The organism is Clostridium zeae (assembly GCF_017312485.1).
Lineage (GTDB): Bacteria > Bacillota > Clostridia > Clostridiales > Clostridiaceae > Clostridium_AR > Clostridium_AR zeae.
Genome location: NZ_BMBA01000003.1, coordinates 125,169 through 145,683, shown reverse-complemented (window position 1 = coordinate 145,683; position 20,515 = coordinate 125,169). Strand labels below are relative to the sequence as shown.

Below are 20,515 nucleotides of genomic sequence, written 5' to 3'. Positions count from 1 at the left end.
AGAATATAAACTATCTCATCAGAACTGGTGAGAGTTTTTTAAATAAATACTTAACCTCTGAAGTTAGAAAATTAAATATTTGATAAAGCCTAATATTGAATGTTGACAGAGCTAATAAGTTCAAGTTTTATTAGAAAGCACCTTTATATTGTGTAGGGTATTCGATGTCTAGATTTCTGTCTTTTGCTTCTTTTAATACAAAGTAAGGGCTCCTTAAAAGCTCCCTACCTATTGCTACTAAGTCTGCTCTTCCATTTGATATAATTTCTTCAGCAATATTTAAATCTGTTATTAATCCAACAGCTATAGTAGGGATATTACATTTGCTTCTAATCTCATTGGAATAATTGATTTGATATCCAGGATATACGTCTATTTTAGCAGGAATTAAACCACCAGTACTTACGTGAACCATATCTATATAATCTTTAACTTCATTTATAATTTCAATCATGTCGTCTAAAGTTATTCCACCTTCTTTATAATCATAAGAAGATACTCTAAGCAAGATTGGTTTGTCTTTAGGCCATACCTCTTTAACAGATTGAAGAATTTCTTTAAGGAATCTAGTTCTATTCTTAATATTTCCACCATATTCATCTGTTCTTAGGTTTGAGAGCGGCGATAAAAATTGATGTATTAAATAACCATGAGCTCCGTGTATCTCAATAGAATCAAAACCAGCCTTATCAGCTCTTTTTGCAGCTTCAGTAAAATCTAAAACTATTTTTTTGATTTCATCCTTAGTTAGTTCTCTAGGTAATAAGCTAGAGTCATCAAATTTTAAAGCACTTGGAGCAACAGCTTCGCTGTAATTTCCAGTGTATTTTCTTCCGCCATGATTTAGTTGAATAGCAATGCTAGAGCCATATTTTTTTACTCCGTCAACAATTCTCTTTAGACCATCTATATGTGAATCATCCCAAATTCCTAGATCATTATCAGTTGTTCTGCCGTTTTCAGTAACACCAGTAGACTCAACAATTATAAGACCAACTCCACCGATAGCTCTAGTTAGATAATGATTATAGTGGAAATCATTTGCTTTACCAGTGGCATCAGCTGAGTACATGCACATAGGTGGCATAACTATTCTGTTTTTTAAAGTAGTGCTTTTTAAAGTATAATTACTAAATGCTTTCATAATTTTTATCTCCTTTAACATGAAATGTATTGATTAATGTAAGTATATTTTATAAACTATATTTAGGGAAGTAGTGATATTTATATCATATAATTTCAAAAAAGTAAGTAATGCGATAAATCAATGAATAAGAGGAGAAAAAAATATGTCTGAGATAAAATTGGAGAGAGGAAGTTCTTCAGAAATATGTCCAATAGAAGTAGCAATAGATATAATAGGCAGCAAATGGACATTTTTGATATTAAGAGATTTATTAATAGATGGCACAGTAAGATTTGGTGATTTACTGCGCTCGTTAGAGGGAATTAGTCCAAAAACTTTATCGGTTAGATTAAGAGAATTAGAAAAAGCGAAGATAGTTCATAGAATAGTGTACCCTGAGATTCCTCCAAGGGTAGAGTACAAACTCACTGAAAAGGGAAAAGAATTGGAAAAAGTATTTATAGAACTAAAAAGATGGGGAATTACAATAATGGAGTAGTTTGGTGAAATAAAAAAATGGGCAAGTAGTCATTAATGATTACTTGCCTTCACAATTTACTATTCAAATGACTTAATATAAATTGCTTTAGTCTCTTTCTACAATCATTGCTGTTCCTTGTCCACCACCTATACATAAGGTTGCTAGACCTCTTTTTGCATCTCTGTTTTTCATGGCATGTAATAAGGTAACTAGTATTCTTGCACCTGAAGCTCCAATTGGATGGCCTAGAGCTATAGCACCACCGTTGACATTTACTTTATTCATATCAAGATTTAAATCTTTAGCTATAGCAATACTTTGTGATGCATAAGCTTCATTGGCTTCAATTAAATCTAGGTCTTCTGGTTTTAAGTTAACTTTATCTAAAGCAGCTTTAGTTGCATAGAAAGCACCATAACCCATTATTGCTGGATCAAGTCCTGCAGAGCCATAAGATGCAATTTTAGCAAGAGGTTTTATTCCTAATTCTTTAGCTTTATCAGCACTCATTATAACTAGTGCTGCAGCTCCATCATTAAGCCCAGATGCATTACCAGCAGTTACAGTTCCATTTTCCTTAAAAATAGGTTTTAGTTTAGCTAGTGCTTCAATAGTGTTACCGAATCTAGGAAATTCATCTGTATCAAATACGATTTCACCTTTTTTAGTTTTTATAACAACTGGAACTATTTCTTCCTTAAATTGACCGCTCTTAATAGCTTCTTCAGCCTTTTTCTGAGAAGAAAGTGAAAACTCATCTTGTTCTTCTCTAGTTACCTTCCATTGTTCTGCCACATTTTCAGCTGTTACTCCCATATGATAATCATTGAAGGCATCCCATAACCCATCTCTGATCATTTCATCTACTAAGTTATTGTGTCCCATTCTGTAACCCCATCTTGCATTTTCAAGTAGGAATGGAGCAGCAGACATGTTTTCCATACCACCAGCGACGATAACATCAGCGTCACCAGCCTTAATTATTTGTGCTGCAAGGCTTACGCTTCTTAGCCCAGAACCACAAACTTTATTAAGAGTTAAAGCTGGGATTTCTACTGGTAAACCAGCTTTTACAGCCGCTTGTCTTGCTGGATTTTGGCCAAGACCAGCTTGAAGAACATTACCAAATATAACTTCACTAATTGATTCAGGCTTTATTCCAGCTCTTTTAACAGCTTCTTTTATTACAACTGCACCTAAGTCAACAGCTGGAACATCTTTAAGAGTTTTTCCATATGCTCCTATAGCAGTTCTTACAGCACTAACTATTACTACATCTTTCATAACAAATTACCTCCAAAATTTTATTTTTTATTAAATATTTAGAATAAGAGGGTATGGTGGTATTCATAACAGACCAGTCTGTCTATTAAAATTTATTAAGTAATCTCTCACATAAATGAGAGATTAGAGTCGGATTTTTAGTGGATTTATCTAAGGTGCAAAGGATAATCCTTTAACCTTTATAGTCTTTATAAATTGAAATCAAATCATCAGCCATTCGTCTTAATGTGTCTATATCCTTACTTAAGCGATAATAGACTAAATATCCTTCGTACGCTGCAAACGCACGGTTAGCAAGGGTGGGTATTTTATCCTCTTTAACCTTTGAAAATCTAAGGACATCAGCAAATATACCATTTAATCTATCCATTGAGCGAGTATAGTATTCTGCAAGATCAGGTTCAGAAAAGGCTATTTCAAGTCCAAGTACTGCAAAAGGACATCCAAAATGTTTATTGATTTCAGCACCAGCTATCATTGTATCAGATAAAGATTTTATGAAGGCTTCCCATTCTTTATCCTTAGCAGAAACCAATGCCATTTCAATAATCTTTCTTTCAAAATAATCGGAAACGCTAATAGCTAAATCCTTTTTGCTTTTAAAGTGAAAATAGAAGGAGCCTTTAGGAAGTCCTGTACATTGCAAGATATCATTTATGCCAGTTGCATTATATCCCTTTTGTATAAATAAATTGGCTGCGCATTCTATTAAGTTATTTTTTGATTGTTCACCTTTTGTAACCTTAACCATGGTTTTGTCTCCTAATTAGAAATATATCTTACAATTAAATAATAGACCAATCTGTCTATTGTGTCAAGTTAAAATTTTAACAATTAAAGCACTAACCAAAATGGGTTAGTGCTTTAATGATAAAAAGTTCATTATATCTGATTTGATATTGATTATAGCATGACCAGTATCTTTTAAAATATTTATTTTTGCTGAAGGAATAAGTTTTTTTAAACGGTCAGCGGTTTTAATTGAATGTAGCATTATATCTTTATCTCCTACGAATAGAGCAATTGGCATCTTTAGTTTTCTCAGCTCTTCGTCAGAAAATATAGGTATTGGCTCATAACGAAAATTAAAGCTTTTCCTAATTGCTTTTTGATACTGAAGCATTATAGGTGGAATTGGCTTATTTCCACTTACTTTAGTATATAATTTTTCAATACCTCTTTCACCTTGAAGACTGTATATAAGCGCTTTGAATATAAAAGATGTCTTTTGAGGACCTATTCCTGAAGGCGATATTAAGATAAGTTTATCAACTCTGTTTGGGTAACTTATTGAAAACTTTACTGATAACCAAGCGCCTAAAGAAATTCCAATGATACTTGTAGTACTTATATAAAGGGCGTTAAGGACCTCATTAAGCCAATCTGCATAAGCTGAGCTTTTTAAAGAAAACTGTCTTTCATCGCTTTTGCCAGGATCTCCAGGTATATCTATTGCATACACTCTATAATTCTTTGAGTATTCTCCTATACCACCTACCCACATAGCTGAATTCATGCCGGCCCCGTGAAGTAATATAAGGGGAGGGGAGTCGTTTTTTCCTGAGGCTATTATAAAAGTATTACCATAGGTAGTATCGATATAAAGCTCTTCGTAAGTCAAATGAGAAGCTTTTAATATTTTATCATACTGCTCAATAACTGATTTTTTCATGATAGCTGATTTAAATGCCGTTTTCATTTTCATCTCTCCATTAATAGTTCTATGAATTTCAATATTTCTTCTGTAAATTTGATATCTCCCCATAATAATACTCTTAATCTGTTTTCTTTTTCGGAATACTGCATTTTTATAGTTGAAAGCCCTAAATTAGGGTCTTTGCTGTTCATTATAGCTAAAAGAGAATTTGATATTCGATTATATTCATCAATATTCAATTGATTTATGTCAACAACTGAAGATACATTAATCTTGTTTTGATTATCAGACTTATTTATTTTATCTGTAGAGAATTCTATAAGGCTTTCTTCTTCTTTTTTCTTCTCTACTTGAATATCACTATTTTCCATAAACAAGCTTAGATCATGACCAGAAATCCGCCATTGCTTACCAACCTTACTAGCTCTAAGTTTTCCTTCAGTTATAAACTTTCTTATTGTTTTATGATGCATACCAAGTATTTCAGCAACCTGATCAATGGTATAAAGTTTTTCTTCCATAATAATCATTCCTTTACTTATTGAGTATGCCTTAATTATAAAGTGATTGAATATAGAAGTCAATGAAAATATTGTGTTTTATTATACTTTATTGCTATTTGTTTAACTTTATGGAGTGGATTTTGAATTCTATACATTATTACTTGTAGAAGCTAGATATTAAAACTTTGTATGGTAAACATCTACAAATAATATTGAAAAGTATTATATATAAGTTGCAGAATAATGAGATTCATTGAAGGCTAGAACAGTGATGTTTTAGTTTTATTGAAGTATATAGAATGTGCCAAAATAATAGGCTCACACTAAAGCTATAATAGTGTAAGCCTATTGTTGTATATTTGATTTTCGCTTACTACAATGTTAGGTTCAAGTAGATTATTAAAATTAAGTGGTTATGCAGGAGATGCTATATGAGTGAGCTATTAGAATTAAATGATTTTTTTAGATGGAATGGCGTTAATAAACTGTACTGTTCGAACGTAGAGAGTTTACAGTTTTAGCCATGTAATATGACAAAATCATATTAATTCTTTGCGAATACTCATTAAAGCATCGGATGAATAACCACTTAATTTCACTATAGTACATTATTAGTATCCGGACTGCTGTGAAGGGAGATTTTTATAAAAAGTTATTTTTAAACTCTAAATATCCATTTTTTCTAAGTTTGCAAGCAGGGCACTCTCCGCAGCCATTTCCTATAACTCCGTTATAGCAAGTTAAGGTTTCATTCTTTACTATATCTAGAACCCCTAAGTCATAAGCCATTTTCCAAGTCTCAGCTTTATTTATCCACATCAAAGGTGTAAAGATCTCAAATTGATAATCCATTGCTAAGTTTAAAGTAACATTTAGAGACTTTATAAATACATCTCTGCAGTCAGGATATCCACTGAAATCACTTTGAGAAACACCAGTTATAATAGTGTTTATTCCTCTTTGTTTTGCGAATACAGCTACAAATGTTAAGAACAATAAGTTTCTTCCATCCACAAAGGAATTAGGAAGTCCTTCTGTAGGTGCATTTTTATCAACAGTTATATCTTGTCTAGTTAATGAATTAGGAGCCAATTGATTTAATAGGTTTAGATCTAAAATGTGATGTTCGATGCCATGTTTTTTACATATATCCTTTGCACATTCTAATTCTAATTTGTGCTTTTGATTGTAATCAAAAGAAACTGCGATAACTTCTTTGAATTTTCTCTTTGCCCAAAATAAACAAGTTGTACTATCTTGTCCACCACTGAATACTACTACTGCTTTTTGCTTATTCATAATTGCACCATCCTCTTAAATTCATATTTTTACTTAGTATAAAGCATCATAAGCTTATTATTTAAAATTGGATCAGTATTAAATCTACCTCGTAGGGTAGTGGTTATAGTTTTTGTTCCAGGTTTTTCTATTCCTCTAGTAGTCATGCAGCCATGCTCACCTTGAATTATTACAGCTACATCTTCTGATTCAGTTATTTTTTGAAGAATTTCAGCTATATCAGTTCCGATTCTTTCTTGAAGTTGTAGGCGTCTTCCTACCATATCAGCTATTCTCGCTATTTTACTTAAACCTATCACTTTTTTGTTAGGAACATAAGCTACTGCAACTTTCATGTTGTACATTAAAGCTAAGTGGTGCTCGCAGTGACTAAAGATTTCTATGTCTTTCATAAATACTAAGTCATTATCGTTGTTCTTTATATCTAAATCATCTTCGAAAGTAACGTTGAACATAGATGCAATATCATCATTGGTATAGTTCATACCATTAAAAACTTCTTCATACATTTTAGCCACACGTTTTGGTGTATCCTTTAAGCCTTCTCTTTCAGGATTATCACCTAGAGCGATTAAAATACCTCTTATATGTTCTTCAATTGCTTTTATATCAATTGCCATATGTTATACCCCTCTCTTTGATGGCTCCCAAATTATTTTGTGAAGCTGAACTTGAAGATTAACATCATTCATTTTGTTGTTCTTCATAAACTCTACAATACTATCTAAGGAAATCTGCCCAAATACAGGACTGATATATACGCTTGTTTTTTCAACTAAATCATATCTATCAATTATTTCTTTAACCTTTTCTAAATCTTCAGAACTTCCAGAAACAAACTTAACAGTATCGTTTTTAGTTAAAAATTTAAAATTATCTAGGTTCATTTTCTTTTCCATATTGCTTGATGGAAGCTTGTAATCCATAGTAAAACTAGGTGGATTTTCGATTTTTGAGAAAGTATCAAGCAGTACACTACCATTGGTTTCGATCTCAACATGAAGTTCCTTATCTTTAGCTAGTAATTGTAGTAATTCAATTATTCCTTCTTGAAGAAGTGGTTCACCACCAGTTAGAGTTATATTATTAACCTCTGTGGATTTTATATAGTTATATATTTCTTCTGAAGACATAAGATCATAAGGAGCATTTTTTTCATTAGCCCAAGTTGTATCACAATAACTGCAATTTAAATTACAGCCTGCAAATCTTATAAAAATAGCTAATTGTCCACATCTACGGCCTTCTCCATTTATACTTACAAACTTTTCAACAACTTTAAAATCCATATTAGTTAACCCCACTTTCTTCATATCTAGCACTATTTGTAGGTGTTTCGTAAACTGTAGAACTTCTTACGTTGTAGCCTTTTTCCTTCATTGTTCTATAAAAGAAGGCTGCAAAGTTTTCTGCTGTTGTTCTAAAATTCATCTCTATTATCTTAAAACCGTCTTCCTTTAGACAACATAAGCTTTCTTCTCTCATAGATCCTTTTTCTATAATCAACGCATGGTCGTAATAATCAACCATAGCTTTAACATCTTTTTTTAAATCTCCAAAATCAATTACCATTCCTTTAAGTTGACCTTCAGCCACTAGAGTTTCAGTCTGAACTTCAATTTCAACCTTCCATCTATGACCGTGAATATTTGCACATTTTCCTTCGTACCTTGAAAGAAAGTGAGCACTATCAAAGCTGTGTTCTGCTTTTAAAGTATACATGTTCTTCCTCCTAATCTATTTCAAAAACTTACTTCCATAGTAACAACAGCCAATAGCTCCATTAAACTGAGGCTCTTCTACAGAAATTATTTCTTCGTAATCATTCTTTAGATAACCTTTTATAGCAGAGTTGTTAGCAACACCGCCTGTTAAAACTAATTTATCACCTCTAAAGTTACTCAAAAGAGGACGCAATCTTTTATACATAGAGTAGTTAACTCCAGCACATAATCTTTCTACTGCAACACCTTCAGCAATTTTTCCTATAAGCTCTGACTCTGAAAATACTGCACAAGTGGAATTAAGATCTACAGGATTTTCGGAATACTTACTCATTTCTTCAAAGGAAATTTCAAGAACATTCGCCATGTTTTCTAAGTATCTTCCGCAGGAGGCAGCACATTTTTCATTAAGCTCTAAATCAGTAGTTAAGCCTTTTTCTATTTTGACAATCTTAACATCTTGGCCGCCAACATCTAAAAGTATAAAATCCTTCAAAGAACTCTGATATATTGCTCCGTATGCATGAGCTTTTATTTCGTTTATTTGAGTAAATAGTTTTAAATCTGTGTTATTCTTTCCGTAACCAGTGGATACAGCCTTATCAAAATGGCCAACCTCTAGTTTATCTAAATCAACCACTATTTTACCGTCCATGTGGCAATAATCTCTATAAAATCTCATGGTACTGATTTTCTTCTTTATTACTAAGGTATTGTCTTCCATTACTACGATCTTAACCTCTCTGCTGCCAAGATCTATACCTAGAATTCTCATTAGTTAGCCTCCTTTAAATCCAATAGCATATCAAGAAAAGCCTCTAATCTAAGCTTGGTTCTTGCATCTAAAGTATTTAATTTATCACCTTCAATATTTAATATAGGAATATCAAGTTTATTTTTTATGATTATATCTTCAACAGCTCTATAGCAGAAAGCTTGAGTGTAGTGAATTATTCCATCTAGCTTCCTTTCTTCTATTTGCTTTTTCAGTTCTAAGATTCTAAAGTCAGTGTTATAAGGATAAGTATAGTCATAATATTGCTCATATATATTTTTTGCTTCTGTTCCCCTAGGGAAAGCAAATTCTCTTTGAACCTCATTATATACAAAATGAGCATTGAAGTTTTCAACAAAACCATATATATCAGCAGTCATTGGCGGCACCCCTATATAGCCTAAACGAAGCTTTTTATTTATTGGTTCTCTTGCTCTTATTTCATCTATCGCTTTCTTTAAATCACTCTCAAAAACATTAATATCTGAATTGAAATCACTTAAACTTACTTGGTACAAATGATTTTCAAAGCCGTTGGCTTTGTTATCTATATAAGTTAATTCGTCTACTTTTTTTCCAAGAGCTCTAACTTCATTTAGTCTTTTTCTAATAGCTTCAACTTCAGCCTCTTCAACCTGGAAGTGCTCCATTAGTTTCTTTATTTCTCTTTCAACATCTTCTAAGGTATGGCTGTGTGGAAAAGAAAAAGGGTGTACCTTTATTCCTTTTAACTGAAGAACCTCAATCAAGGCTTTAGTATTGGAGCAGTCACCTTCCATAACTCCCACTATTTCTTCGATATCATTTTCTATACATGCGCCATAAAGACCTTTAATCCAAGCGCATAGGCTTTTTGGAAAACCATCTTTTTCAGCTATATCTATATATTTTAAATAGTTATCAGAAACTACAAAAATGTTATTTAAATCTACTGGCGTGTATCCAGCAGCAATAAGAACTTCCACAGGAACTGTTGTTGTTAAACCTATCTTTTTAATTTTAAATCCCCCTTAACTTGTACAACTCGAACCATATTACTAAAGGCGCTGTTAAAGCTTTGTGTTGAACATAGCCTTTCTAAACAATAAAAAAAGGATTTTACTAAACTTTATTAACTTATACATATTGATTCAGAATTTAAAAATCCTAGAATGCAACATATATAAGCTAAGTTTTTCGTAAAATCCTATGACATACTTTTTAGTTTAAAAAAGGGCGCAAAAAGCCCATAAACAAAAACACTACCTAGACGGGTAGTATACGTCCTAGTTTTGTTTATAGACAGGATGGTTACGAACTGTCTTTATTAAATTATATAATTACGTACTTTACTATAATATACGATATGCAACAAGTCAAGATAAAAGTATAACTAAGCGCAGTAGTATTAAACTGATTATTTTTCATAATCAGTTATTAAATAGGATAGTTCAGGGGAAATACCGATACAGCTTGCTATTTGGTCTATAGACATTGAGTCTAATTCAATCTTATCAAAACTTACATTAAGCATCTTAAAAGCAAAGTAATTAGCTTGTTTTTCAAATTTACCAAGGTTTATAAAGTTTTTATTAAAGGCAGCTTGGTAGATTTGAGTATGGAGTAGAGCATGGGCTAACTCGTGGAATAATATAAAAGCTTCCATAGTATCTTTTATATCATTTCTAATAAATACAATTTCCTTATCATTAAAATCACGATAATAAAAGCTATCATTACCACTGAGTAAAATATTAGCTGCTTCAATTTTATGTATTTTTATTTCTAGATAGTCATATAACTCATAAACATTATCAGTATTATAATTTTCTCTAATTCCTGAAATTATATCATCGATCCAAGAATACATATGATCACCCTTTATTTCTTATATTTAAGCCCCAATAATTGCAATTGATTTAATAGTTCATTTGCAAATTGTACCATTTCCTCATCTGATAGTTTTTTAATATCAAACCCGCCATAGCCCATAATAGCTGGTTGTTTTAGCACAAATTTCATTGCTTCTTCAGCGGTCTTAAATTCTCCAGTTTCATATAATGAAGCTTCTTCTTTACTATTTGAATTTTTATTTTCTGAGTCAGATGCTTCAGCGCTTTGAGTAGAGTGAGGCTTCATAATTTCATCTATGCTTACCTCAAGTGCAGCAGCTAGTTTCTCTAAGGTATTAACTGAAGGGTTTTTTTTCTCATCTCTTTCTAGGGCACTAATATAGCTTGCATTAACCCCACTTAACCTAGATAATTCATTAACCCCAATCTTTTTAGCTTCTCGTATAGCCTTTATGTTCTTGCCGAACACAGTAATCACTCCTTTATACATATTAGTACAATATATGCTTATAGAATATATTATATCCTATGAGAACATGAAGTCAATAGAAAAACAGAGAAAAATCGAACATGTGTTCTAAAAACTTGATATAAATTCCAAAAATCATGCTTTTTTAGGAAATAACCAATTAGTATATTCTGATAGAACATGATATTATATTCTCAAAGAATACAGAAAGGGTGGATAATTTAATGACTAAAGTTTTAGAATTAAAGAGAACAAGAAATTTATCAGAGGAGATTAATCAATTTATTGTAGATAATCCGAGTATTAAGATTATTGACATCAAGTACTCTATAAGCAGTTATATTGAAGCTGGCAGCATTAAGAGTTGCAGTGGAGCTTTGGTAGTTTATGAAGAAAGTAATATTTAAGGTGCTCCTTCAAGATACTTATTTAATATTTAAGTAAGTTAAGATAAATGGAAGGGTAAGTACTACTAAAGATGTACCACTCCGATCCGAAATCTATTTTTATAACTCTCACGGCTTCTGGAGAGAGGATTTAAAAATATAAATTTTAATATGAAGAGGTACATTCATAGGTTTAATCAATCATATAATCTATAATTTTGAGAATTTATAAGTAAGAGGTGATGATATGGGAACAAGTGATAAGTTTAAAAAGATAGAGGCAATGCTTTATAGCTACAAGCAAACTGTAGTTGAGATAAAAAATATTGATTTAGATATAGAGGAAGTAAGAAATGAGTATAGGGGAGTTGGAGCAATGGTATACGGTGAGAGGACAAGCTCAACTAACAAGATTTCATCCTCTGTGGAAAATGAAATAGAGTATAAGGAAAACAGGATAAATTATCTAACTTCACAAAAGAGAAAAAAAGAAATCGAAATTGAGAGATTAAATAATATACTAAGTATATTGAGTGAAGATGAGTATAAACTTATAGAACTTAGATATTTTAAAAAGCTGCAATATAAGCAAATTGCAGATATTATCTGTATGAATGATATATATATAATCGACAAAAAGAAGAAAATAATAAATAAGCTTATTCCACTAATGAATATTTAATATAATAGTGGCTATTATCAGGGAGCATACATAAGTTTGGTTAATACAAATTTATGTATGCTCCTTTATTGTTTAAGTAAGTTATAGTAATTGATGTTATCATATTTAAAGTGTACCATAGTATATGGAATCGCTTAAGTTAGGGTGTATGTAAATTTATGGTATAATAATATTTAAAGTAAGCTATGCATAATTTATATAGTAATTTATTGAGAGTAGGTAGTAGTAATGAAGATAAATATAAGATACATGCTAAGTTTTATTATTTTATTTATGGTAGAAACCTTTATTGCACTTTATGTGCACGATGCGATAATTAGGCCATATATAGGGGATATACTTGTAGTTATTCTAATGTATACCTTCATTAGAGGAATAGTTAAAAAGAAAATAAGATTTTTACCAGTGTATCTATTTTTATTCGCATCAGCAGTTGAGATAATGCAATATTTTAAAGTTATAGATTTACTACATTTAAGAAGTAATAGGATAGCTTCAGTTGTCCTAGGAACATCTTTTGATATAAAGGATATTTTGTGTTACTTAGCTGGAAGTATAATTTTGATTATGTGGGAGAGGTTTATAGATAAAAATGTATAAGTATTAGGTTGAAATATATGAGAAAATAAATGTTTTGGATATATCTAATAAAAATCTAATATTATTCTTATAAACAGCTTATTACATACCTTAGTTTCCATGTGTTAGTATTACATCATAGAAATTGTTTAAGAGCAAAGCACTTAGTTAATCACTAGGTGCTTTTTATTATGTAGATAAAAAATCAACATAATGATTAAGCAATTAAAAATAAATGAAGGGAGATTGTAATTATGCTTTTAAAGAAATGACATAAGTATTAACTTAAAGTTGACAAACTGATGATTAATATGAATTACATGTTTATGTTAAACCAAAAAGAAATGCTAAGTGCTGAAAGATGATTATGTAACATAGGAACATGGTTGAAGGATGTTGATACAAGGTGGTCAAGCTGATAAGTTTTGAAGCTTTAGATTAATAATTTCAATAAACAAAGTTAAGCAGTAATAAATTGAGCTGAAATATTAAGTAGGCTTTTATTATTGAGGTAGATCAAGAAACAAAAAATAAAATTAGAAATCAAAAAAATTTAAGATGATTAAATAGGAGGAATATAAAAATGGCAGTAAGACAAAGAAATATACAAGCAAATTATTTAAATGTAGGTTCAGGTGCAGAAGAATATGTATTAATGGGAGCAGGGTTCACTGATTTAAATGAAACTCCAGCAGCTCAAACAACTTCAAAGAAATATGTAAATGATAAGAGTGCAACAAAATCAATTGCGGGATATGATTGGAGCACTCCATACACTACAGATCAAATAAGAGAACAAAAGGCAATTGATTTTATATGTAATATAGGAGAAATGCAGCTTACAGGTTCAAAAGCAGAAACTGATTATATAATAGTTGATCTAGATAAAACAGCTGGCTCTACAGCAAATGTATTTAAAGCTAGAAAGTTTAGAGTGGCTATTGAAGTTGCTGAGTTTGGAAGTGAAGATGGAGTAATGACAGCAAGCGGAAATCTATTAGGTATAGGTGATTTAGTTGCTGGTACTTTTGATACAGCAACAAAGAAGTTCACAGCTGAAGCAGTATAACAATTAGGAGGGATAATAAATGATTATCAATAATGTTGAATTGCAAGATTTAGATATATTTGATGCTGATATAGCTGAAAAGTATGAAAATATGCTTGAGAAGGTTGTGGAGGAAGCTAAAGCTACCGAAGAGTTAAAAACTTCAGAAGCTATAAGAAAGCAATGTTCTTTGGTATTTGAATGCTTTAATTATTTATTTGGAGAAGGTACCGATAAGAAGGTCTTTGGAGAAAAAGCTAATCTTATAATTTGTCTCAAAGCTTTTGAAGAATTGGTTGAAAGCGTAAATGAGCAAAAACAAGAAGTAGAAAAGATTACAAGCAAGTATTCACCAAGCAGGGCCCAAAGGCGTGCTAAGTAATGAACATATTGATAGATTTATTACCAACTAGTGTTGAAGTTAATAGCATAGAGTACGAAATCAACTCAGACTTTCGTACTTCTATGCTTTTTGAACTTATGATGCAGGAGAGCGAGCTTGAGGATAAGGAGAAAATTCTTCAAGCTCTAAATTTATATTTCCCAAATGTGCCTAAAGATATAGACATGGCAATAAATAAAATTCTGTGGTTTTATAGCTGTGGAAAAAGTACTGAGAGTAAAAAAGGTGTAGGTAAGGGAAAAGCAGTTCAAATATATAGTTTTGAATATGATGATGATTATATATATTCTGCATTTTTAGATCAATATGGAGTAGATCTTCAAGATATTCAGTATATGCATTGGTGGAAGTTTAAAGCTATGTTCAAGGCACTAAAGGAAGATAATGAACTAGTAAAAATAATGGGATATAGGGCTATGGATTTATCGAAGATGAAGGATAAAGAGCAGAAAGCCTATTATAAGAGAATGAAGGATATGTACAAAATTCCTAATAACATCAATAAAGATGAAAAGGAAAAGATAAATAATATTGAGGCTATCCTTATTGGGGATGGTGACTTAGACAAGCTGTTATAGAAAAAATTTAATAGAAAGGTAGGTGAAATTATGGCAAATAAATTAGAAGAAGCTAAGAAACATTTGAAGGAGATAAGTGAGGCCGCTGTAAAAGCTTTTAGTGATGCTATACCTAAGTTAGAGGATAGTTTGAAAAATGCAGCTAAGTATTCCGTAGATGTTGGCTCAAAGTTTGAAGAAAGTATGAGTAAGGTACAAGCTTTATCTGGAGCAGCTAGTGACGAAATCATTAAACTATCAGATAAAGCTAAGGATATGGGGACTAATACTAAATTTAGTGCAAATGAAGTATCAGAAGCTTTTTCAGATTTAGCTAAACAGGGATGGAATGCCTCAGATATGTTTGATAGTATCGATGGAGCTATGAATATAGCTACTGTAACTGGTGAAGGATTAGCGGATACGGCAGAAATGGTATCCGATTCCCTAAGTGATTTTGGACTTAACGTTAAGGATAGCAGTCATTTTGCTGACATACTGGCTAGTTCTAGCAACGCAAGCAATGCAAGTATAAATTTGATGAGTGAAGCCTTTAAAGCTGTTAGTCCTACAGCTGGGGCGCTAAAGTACAGTATTGAAGATACCGCATTAGCTATCGGACTAATGGCTGATGCAGGGATAAAAGGAGAGGATGCAGGTAAATCTTTAACCTCCATATTAACTAGTTTATCCAATCCTCCAAAGGAAGCAACAAAAGCTCTTAATGATTTAGGAATTTCCTTGAAGAATGCTGATGGAACCATGAAGCCCTTAAGCGGAGTATTACAAGAGCTTAGAGGAAAATTCTCTAACTTAAGTGATAGTCAAAAGGAAAGTTATGCTGCTGCTATTGCAGGAAAAAATGGAATGGATGGATTTCTAGGAATAATAAATGCAAGCGATGGAGATTTTAATAAATTAACTGAATCTATAAATAATGCAAATGGATCAGCAGAAAAAATGGGATCAGTTATGAATGATAATTTAAATAGTAAGGTGAAGATATTACACAATTCCTTAGAAACGCTAGGAGTTGCAGCTTATCAAAAGTTTCAAGGTCCTATGAAAGAGGCTGTTGATGCTGCAAATAATGTAGTAGGGCAATTAGCTAAAAGTATGTCTGATGGAAAATTATCTTCTGGAGTGGATAAAATTGCAGAAGCCTTTTCTAAGTTAGTAAAATCACTTTCAGAACTTATAATAAAATGGGCACCCGAATTGATAAATTGCCTAGGCTGGTTATTAGATCATAGCAGTGAGATTGCAGCCGGATTTGTAGCGATAAAAGCTGGAATATATGGTTTCAAAGCAGTTTCAGTCGTTCAAGATTTTGTAAAAGTGATAAAAGGCGCTCCTGCTGAGATAAAAGCAGTTTCTGATGCAATGAAGGTTTTGGGAGCAATATCAAATATGGGCACATTAGGAATTATTGTTACAGTTATAGCAGCATTAGTAGCAGGATTTATAGTTCTCTGGAATACTAATGAAGGCTTTAGAGATTTTATAATAAGCGCATGGACAGCTATATATGACACTGCAATGTCAGTATGGGGAGCGATATGTACATTCTTTACTGAGACTATACCAGCTTCATTTCAGGCAGTAGTAGATTTTTTTGCTCAGATTCCTCAGTTTTTTAGTGATTTGTGGAATGGTATCTTAACAACAATCCTAGCTTGGGGAGATAGTGTTAGTAATTTCTTTACTACAACGATTCCGTTGTGGATAAATAATATAATCACATGGTTTGGTCAATTGCCATATAACATAGGTTTTGCTATTGGCTCTGTTTTAGGAATTATTGTTCAATGGGGCATAGATACAGTGAATTATTTAGTAACTAATGTTCCAGTATGGATAAATAATATAATTACATGGTTTAGTCAGTTGCCTTATAACATTGGTTATGCTTTTGGTTGTGTTTTAGGTACTATTGTTCAATGGGGAGCAGATACAGTTAATTATCTAGTAAATAATGTTCCTATATGGGTAAACAATATAATAGCTTGGTTTGCACAATTACCTGGTTCTATATGGGCATGGCTAGTGAGTGCTTTTAATAATATAGCAGCCTGGGGATTAAATGTATATAACAGTGTCACAAGTAATATAAGCAGTGCAGTAAATTCAATCATAGCATGGTTTGCTCAGCTTCCAGGAAGCATTTGGAACTGGTTAGTCAGTACAATTAATAATTTAGTTGTATGGGGTGCTAATATGATATCTCAAGGAGAAAAAGCCGCAAGTGATTTGGTGGATTCTATCGAGAACATCATAGCATCATTACCCGATAAGATGCTTAGCATAGGTGAAAATATAGTTAAAGGTATATGGGATGGTATCAGTGGAATGGCTGGATGGATTGCAGGTAAGGTTGGAAGCTTTGCAAGTGGAGTTATAGATGGATTTAAAAGTGCGCTAGGTATACATTCACCATCAAGAGTTATGAGAGATATTGTCGGCATAAATATAGTAAAAGGTATTGGAGTAGGTATAGATTATCAAATGCCTGATTTAAACAAAAATATATCAAGCAATTTAGATTCTCTTACTAATAGAATGAGAGCTGTAGTAAGTCTAGAAACCTATAGAAATTCAGCTAATGCCATAAATTCTTCAGACTATAAGGTTAGCAGTGAAGCAGGTCAAGGTGTAACTAATAACAATGATAATGGAGTAACTCAAAATATTACCTTTAATAATCCTGTAAGTACTCCAAGTGAAACTGCTAGAGCGATTAAGAGAGTTGGGAGGGAACTAGCTTTTGGATAATGTATTTTTTATTATTAAATTACAATGTGATGGCAACTCCTTAGATATAGGAAAAGATACTGACTATAGGCTTATTGATATAGAAGGAATTGATCACTCAGATTATGAACTTAATATATCAAATAATACTCAAGCTGATGGTGGTTTTGTTACCAATAAAAGAGTTCAAACCAGACCTATTTCCATGAGTGTAGTTTATGTTGGTTCTGAAAAAGAGGAAGAGAGAAAGAGACTTATTTCCTTCTTCAACCCAAAAAAGCCAGGTGTAATGATTGCTAATTATAATGGTATAGAGCGAGCTATAGAATACGAGATAGAAAGTTTTAAAGCTAAGCTTACAAATATATATGAAGATTTAACTTTTACAGTGGATTTTATATGCCCTAACCCATTTTGGAAGGACCTGTTAGATTCGGGAGAAGAAATAATAAGCTGGATTGGTGGTATAAGCTTTCCTTTCAGCTTTAATGCGATGTTTTCAACAAAAGGGGATACAAGTAAAAAAGTAATAAATTACGGAGATGTTGAGACTCCAGTAGAGATAACTTTTAGAGGCCCAGCAATAAATCCTAAGATAGTGAATAATACCACAGGAGAATTTATCAGAGTGAAAAAACAATTAAGTTCTGATGATACTTTAGTTATAAATACTGAAATAGGAAATAAAAAGGTTGAGATTATAGAACTTGATGGAAGCAGGCAAAATGCTTTCAATTATATAGATTTAAATTCTACTTTTCTTCAGCTGAAAGCGGGGGATAACCTTTTTGAGTACAGCACTGAGGGCTTGGAACCTTCTAGTGTTAGCATAAGATATAAAAATAGATATTTAGGAGTTTAGGAGGTGATTAATTATGGCTCAAACGTATGGATTTTTTAATAGTGCAACAGGAGACACAAGGCAGTATAGAGCAGAAGAGTTCGCAGAGCTATTCAGCTCTTTTTTTAATTCCGGTTTAGCCAATACGGGCAGTGGTATAGGTCTTAAAGTTAATGCCGGAACTGGAATGGTGGTGAATATAGATTCTGGTTATAGTGTTTTAAAAGGATACTATTATAAGAATGATACAAGTCTTAGCCTTAGTATTGATGCAGCTGATAGCGTATTAAATAGGATTGATAGAGTAGTACTAAGGCTGGATTTTGTAGCTAGAACTATTAAAGCAGTTGTTAAAAAAGGAAGTTTAGCAAGTACACCAGTAGCCCCTGTATTGCAAAGAGATAGTTCTGTATATGAATTAAGTCTTGCTCAAGTAAAAGTAAATGCAAAAGCTACTACTGTAGTGATAGTAGACGAAAGGCTTGATAAAAATGTCTGTGGACTTGTTTCAATTGCAGCAGAGGTTCCAGATCAAGAGATGTGGGATAAGTTTAATTTAGATTGGAGTAATATCCAAAACCAATGGAATAATTGGTTTAACAATCAATATAACAAGGTTGGATCTAAGATTTTTGTAAGTACTACTCAGCCTACAGCAGTTGCTACAAATGATATATGGGTAGATATATAGAGGTGAGAAGCTAATGATAAAAATAATGGATATAGATTTTAATCTCCTTGGAGAAATAGACAACTTTTCTTCTCTACAGTTTACAAGAAAGTACTATAAATATGGAGAGTTCGAACTACATCTACCTGTAAAAGCACAAGATGCAGATAAGCTTAATATCGGGAATATTATCTTCTATGATACTGGAAGAAAAGCAGGAATAATTGAGTACAGAGAACTTTCTCAAGAAGACAATGAAAACTTAGTTGTTAAAGGTTATACCTTGGGAAGCATAATTAATAGAAGAATTACATTACCACCAGAGGGGCAAGCCTATGATCAGATAAATGCAGTTGGAGAAACAGCAATTAAACATTATGTAGGAGTAAACTGTATTAATTCTACTGATGTTAATAGAAATATTAATAGGTTAGTTTTAGAAAAAGATTTAGGAAGAGGATTTTCAGTAAGCTGGCAAAGTAGATTTAAACAATTAGATGAGGATGTTATAGGGATAGCACAGGCAAGTGGCTTAGGTTGGGATATTAATCTGGATTTTGAAAATGAGCATCTTATTTTTTCTGTTATAGAAGGTAGAGATTTAACTGCTAATCAAGAACAAAATCCACCTGTGATATTTTCTGTAGATTTCGATAATGTTACAAAGCAAGAATTCACTGATAGTAATGTAGGTTCCAAGAATTTTGCTTTTGTAGGTGGAAAAGGTGAAGGCAGCGAAAGAAAAATAATAACTGTAGGTGATAATGCCAGCGGTTTTGATAGAGTTGAAACCTTTGTAGATGCTAGAGATATAGATAACGTAGAAAACTTAGCAACGCAAGGAAGGCAAAAGCTTTTTGAACTGCAACCAGTGATGTCTTTTACTAATGAGATAATGAATAATACTTTTAAGTATCAAGAAGATTGGGAAGTAGGAGATATAGTAACCTGCCAAAATAAAGAGTGGGGCATCACTATGGATACTAGGATAACAGAGGTTAAAGAAATATATGAAGGCAATGAAAGTAGATTAGAAGTAACCTTTGGAAACAGTGTTCCTACTCTGACTGATAAGCTAAAGAAAGCATTAGATTCTCCTATTGTAGAAACTGCGTCAGAAACTAAATATGATGATAGATACTATACTAAGTCTGAAATAAATGACAAGTTAGGTGAAGCCGGAGTTTCAACCTATATTTTTACTCAAATGACCCCTTCAGCAGTATGGAATATTAATCATAACTTAAGCAAAAGACCTTCAGTATCTATAGTTGATAGCGCTGGTAGTTTAGTGGTAGGTGAAGTTAAGTACGTAGATGATAACAATATTAAAATTACTTTTTCAGCAGCCTTTTCAGGTTATGCGTATATTAATTAAAGATGAGTCACTTCAATTTGAAACATATTTTCATGACTCCAATGGTCTCTGGTGAGAAAAGTTGAAAATA

Annotated in this window: 24 protein-coding genes; 11 read left to right on the top strand and 13 right to left on the bottom strand. The window is 32.2% G+C overall.

The features are described 5' to 3' along the window. Positions 1-130 precede the first annotated feature (130 nt). On the bottom strand, positions 131-1,144 hold the full coding sequence (gene namA / locus J3477_RS15480) for an NADPH dehydrogenase NamA (protein ID WP_206870869.1): 1,014 nt from the start codon (positions 1,142-1,144) through the stop codon (positions 131-133). Between the two features lie 145 nt (positions 1,145-1,289). Here namA and J3477_RS15475 point away from each other — a divergent pair, with 145 nt between their 5' ends. Beyond that, positions 1,290-1,625 (top strand): winged helix-turn-helix transcriptional regulator, encoded by a 336-nt coding sequence (locus J3477_RS15475; protein ID WP_206870868.1) that lies wholly within the window; start codon positions 1,290-1,292, stop codon positions 1,623-1,625. A gap of 87 nt (positions 1,626-1,712) precedes the next feature. Here J3477_RS15475 and J3477_RS15470 read toward each other — a convergent pair whose 3' ends face one another. From J3477_RS15470 to J3477_RS15415, 12 genes are all read right to left on the bottom strand, one after another. After that, a complete protein-coding gene (locus J3477_RS15470) occupies positions 1,713-2,891 on the bottom strand; it encodes an acetyl-CoA C-acetyltransferase (protein WP_206870867.1) in 1,179 nt (392 codons plus the stop codon). A 172-nt stretch (positions 2,892-3,063) separates the two neighbouring features. Continuing rightward, positions 3,064-3,642: a TetR/AcrR family transcriptional regulator gene (locus tag J3477_RS15465; RefSeq protein WP_206870866.1), complete on the bottom strand. Its 579-nt coding sequence runs from the start codon at positions 3,640-3,642 to the stop codon at positions 3,064-3,066. Between the two features lie 105 nt (positions 3,643-3,747). Continuing rightward, complete coding sequence (locus tag J3477_RS15460) at positions 3,748-4,590, bottom strand: alpha/beta fold hydrolase (protein WP_228731291.1); 843 nt, start codon at positions 4,588-4,590, stop codon at positions 3,748-3,750. A gap of 2 nt (positions 4,591-4,592) precedes the next feature. Then, positions 4,593-5,069, bottom strand: coding sequence for a helix-turn-helix domain-containing protein (locus tag J3477_RS15455; protein ID WP_206870865.1), 477 nt, complete (start codon positions 5,067-5,069; stop codon positions 4,593-4,595). A gap of 624 nt (positions 5,070-5,693) precedes the next feature. Next, positions 5,694-6,350, bottom strand: coding sequence for a 7-cyano-7-deazaguanine synthase QueC (gene queC / locus J3477_RS15450; RefSeq protein ID WP_206870864.1), 657 nt, complete (start codon positions 6,348-6,350; stop codon positions 5,694-5,696). A gap of 29 nt (positions 6,351-6,379) precedes the next feature. Then, positions 6,380-6,970 (bottom strand): GTP cyclohydrolase I FolE, encoded by a 591-nt coding sequence (gene folE / locus J3477_RS15445; protein WP_206870863.1) that lies wholly within the window; start codon positions 6,968-6,970, stop codon positions 6,380-6,382. A gap of 3 nt (positions 6,971-6,973) precedes the next feature. Next, positions 6,974-7,639, bottom strand: a complete 666-nt coding sequence (gene queE, locus J3477_RS15440) for a putative 7-carboxy-7-deazaguanine synthase QueE (protein WP_206870862.1) — start codon at positions 7,637-7,639, stop codon at positions 6,974-6,976. A 1-nt stretch (position 7,640) separates the two neighbouring features. Beyond that, positions 7,641-8,072 carry a 6-carboxytetrahydropterin synthase QueD gene (queD, locus tag J3477_RS15435; protein WP_206870861.1) on the bottom strand — a complete coding sequence of 144 codons (432 nt, stop codon included), beginning with the start codon at positions 8,070-8,072 and terminating at the stop codon, positions 7,641-7,643. A gap of 15 nt (positions 8,073-8,087) precedes the next feature. Continuing rightward, on the bottom strand, positions 8,088-8,849 hold the full coding sequence (locus J3477_RS15430; RefSeq protein WP_206870860.1) for an acyl-CoA dehydratase activase: 762 nt from the start codon (positions 8,847-8,849) through the stop codon (positions 8,088-8,090). Further along, on the bottom strand, positions 8,849-9,847 hold the full coding sequence (locus J3477_RS15425; RefSeq protein ID WP_206871156.1) for a 2-hydroxyacyl-CoA dehydratase family protein: 999 nt from the start codon (positions 9,845-9,847) through the stop codon (positions 8,849-8,851). Before J3477_RS15425 ends, J3477_RS15430 begins: the two co-directional genes overlap by 1 nt. A 398-nt stretch (positions 9,848-10,245) precedes the next feature. Further along, positions 10,246-10,698 (bottom strand): ImmA/IrrE family metallo-endopeptidase, encoded by a 453-nt coding sequence (locus tag J3477_RS15420; protein ID WP_206870859.1) that lies wholly within the window; start codon positions 10,696-10,698, stop codon positions 10,246-10,248. A gap of 11 nt (positions 10,699-10,709) precedes the next feature. Next, positions 10,710-11,150, bottom strand: coding sequence for a helix-turn-helix domain-containing protein (locus J3477_RS15415; RefSeq protein ID WP_206870858.1), 441 nt, complete (start codon positions 11,148-11,150; stop codon positions 10,710-10,712). A gap of 224 nt (positions 11,151-11,374) precedes the next feature. Between J3477_RS15415 and J3477_RS15410 the strand changes: the two genes are divergently transcribed. The 10 genes from J3477_RS15410 (at position 11,375) to J3477_RS15365 (ending at position 20,445) form a co-directional block, all read left to right on the top strand. After that, positions 11,375-11,557: a sporulation protein Cse60 gene (locus J3477_RS15410; RefSeq protein WP_206870857.1), complete on the top strand. Its 183-nt coding sequence runs from the start codon at positions 11,375-11,377 to the stop codon at positions 11,555-11,557. Between the two features lie 226 nt (positions 11,558-11,783). Next, positions 11,784-12,218 (top strand): sigma-70 RNA polymerase sigma factor region 4 domain-containing protein, encoded by a 435-nt coding sequence (locus tag J3477_RS15405; RefSeq protein WP_206870856.1) that lies wholly within the window; start codon positions 11,784-11,786, stop codon positions 12,216-12,218. 228 nt (positions 12,219-12,446) lie between these two features. Next, on the top strand, positions 12,447-12,818 hold the full coding sequence (locus J3477_RS15400; RefSeq protein ID WP_206870855.1) for a ribosomal maturation YjgA family protein: 372 nt from the start codon (positions 12,447-12,449) through the stop codon (positions 12,816-12,818). A gap of 562 nt (positions 12,819-13,380) precedes the next feature. Next, positions 13,381-13,866 (top strand): hypothetical protein, encoded by a 486-nt coding sequence (locus J3477_RS15395; protein WP_206870854.1) that lies wholly within the window; start codon positions 13,381-13,383, stop codon positions 13,864-13,866. A gap of 19 nt (positions 13,867-13,885) precedes the next feature. After that, entirely contained in the window at positions 13,886-14,227 is a 342-nt protein-coding gene (locus J3477_RS15390) for a DUF6673 family protein (protein WP_206870853.1), read from the top strand. Beyond that, a complete protein-coding gene (locus J3477_RS15385; RefSeq protein WP_206870852.1) occupies positions 14,227-14,826 on the top strand; it encodes a bacteriophage Gp15 family protein in 600 nt (199 codons plus the stop codon). Before J3477_RS15390 ends, J3477_RS15385 begins: the two co-directional genes overlap by 1 nt. A 30-nt stretch (positions 14,827-14,856) precedes the next feature. Next, on the top strand, positions 14,857-17,577 hold the full coding sequence (locus tag J3477_RS15380; RefSeq protein ID WP_206870851.1) for a phage tail tape measure protein: 2,721 nt from the start codon (positions 14,857-14,859) through the stop codon (positions 17,575-17,577). After that, complete coding sequence (locus J3477_RS15375; protein ID WP_206870850.1) at positions 17,570-18,418, top strand: phage distal tail protein; 849 nt, start codon at positions 17,570-17,572, stop codon at positions 18,416-18,418. The genes J3477_RS15380 and J3477_RS15375 overlap by 8 nt, the downstream gene beginning before the upstream one ends. A 13-nt stretch (positions 18,419-18,431) precedes the next feature. Continuing rightward, positions 18,432-19,088 (top strand): hypothetical protein, encoded by a 657-nt coding sequence (locus J3477_RS15370; protein ID WP_206870849.1) that lies wholly within the window; start codon positions 18,432-18,434, stop codon positions 19,086-19,088. A gap of 13 nt (positions 19,089-19,101) precedes the next feature. Beyond that, complete coding sequence (locus J3477_RS15365; RefSeq protein WP_206870848.1) at positions 19,102-20,445, top strand: siphovirus ReqiPepy6 Gp37-like family protein; 1,344 nt, start codon at positions 19,102-19,104, stop codon at positions 20,443-20,445. The last annotated feature ends 70 nt before the right edge of the window (positions 20,446-20,515 follow it).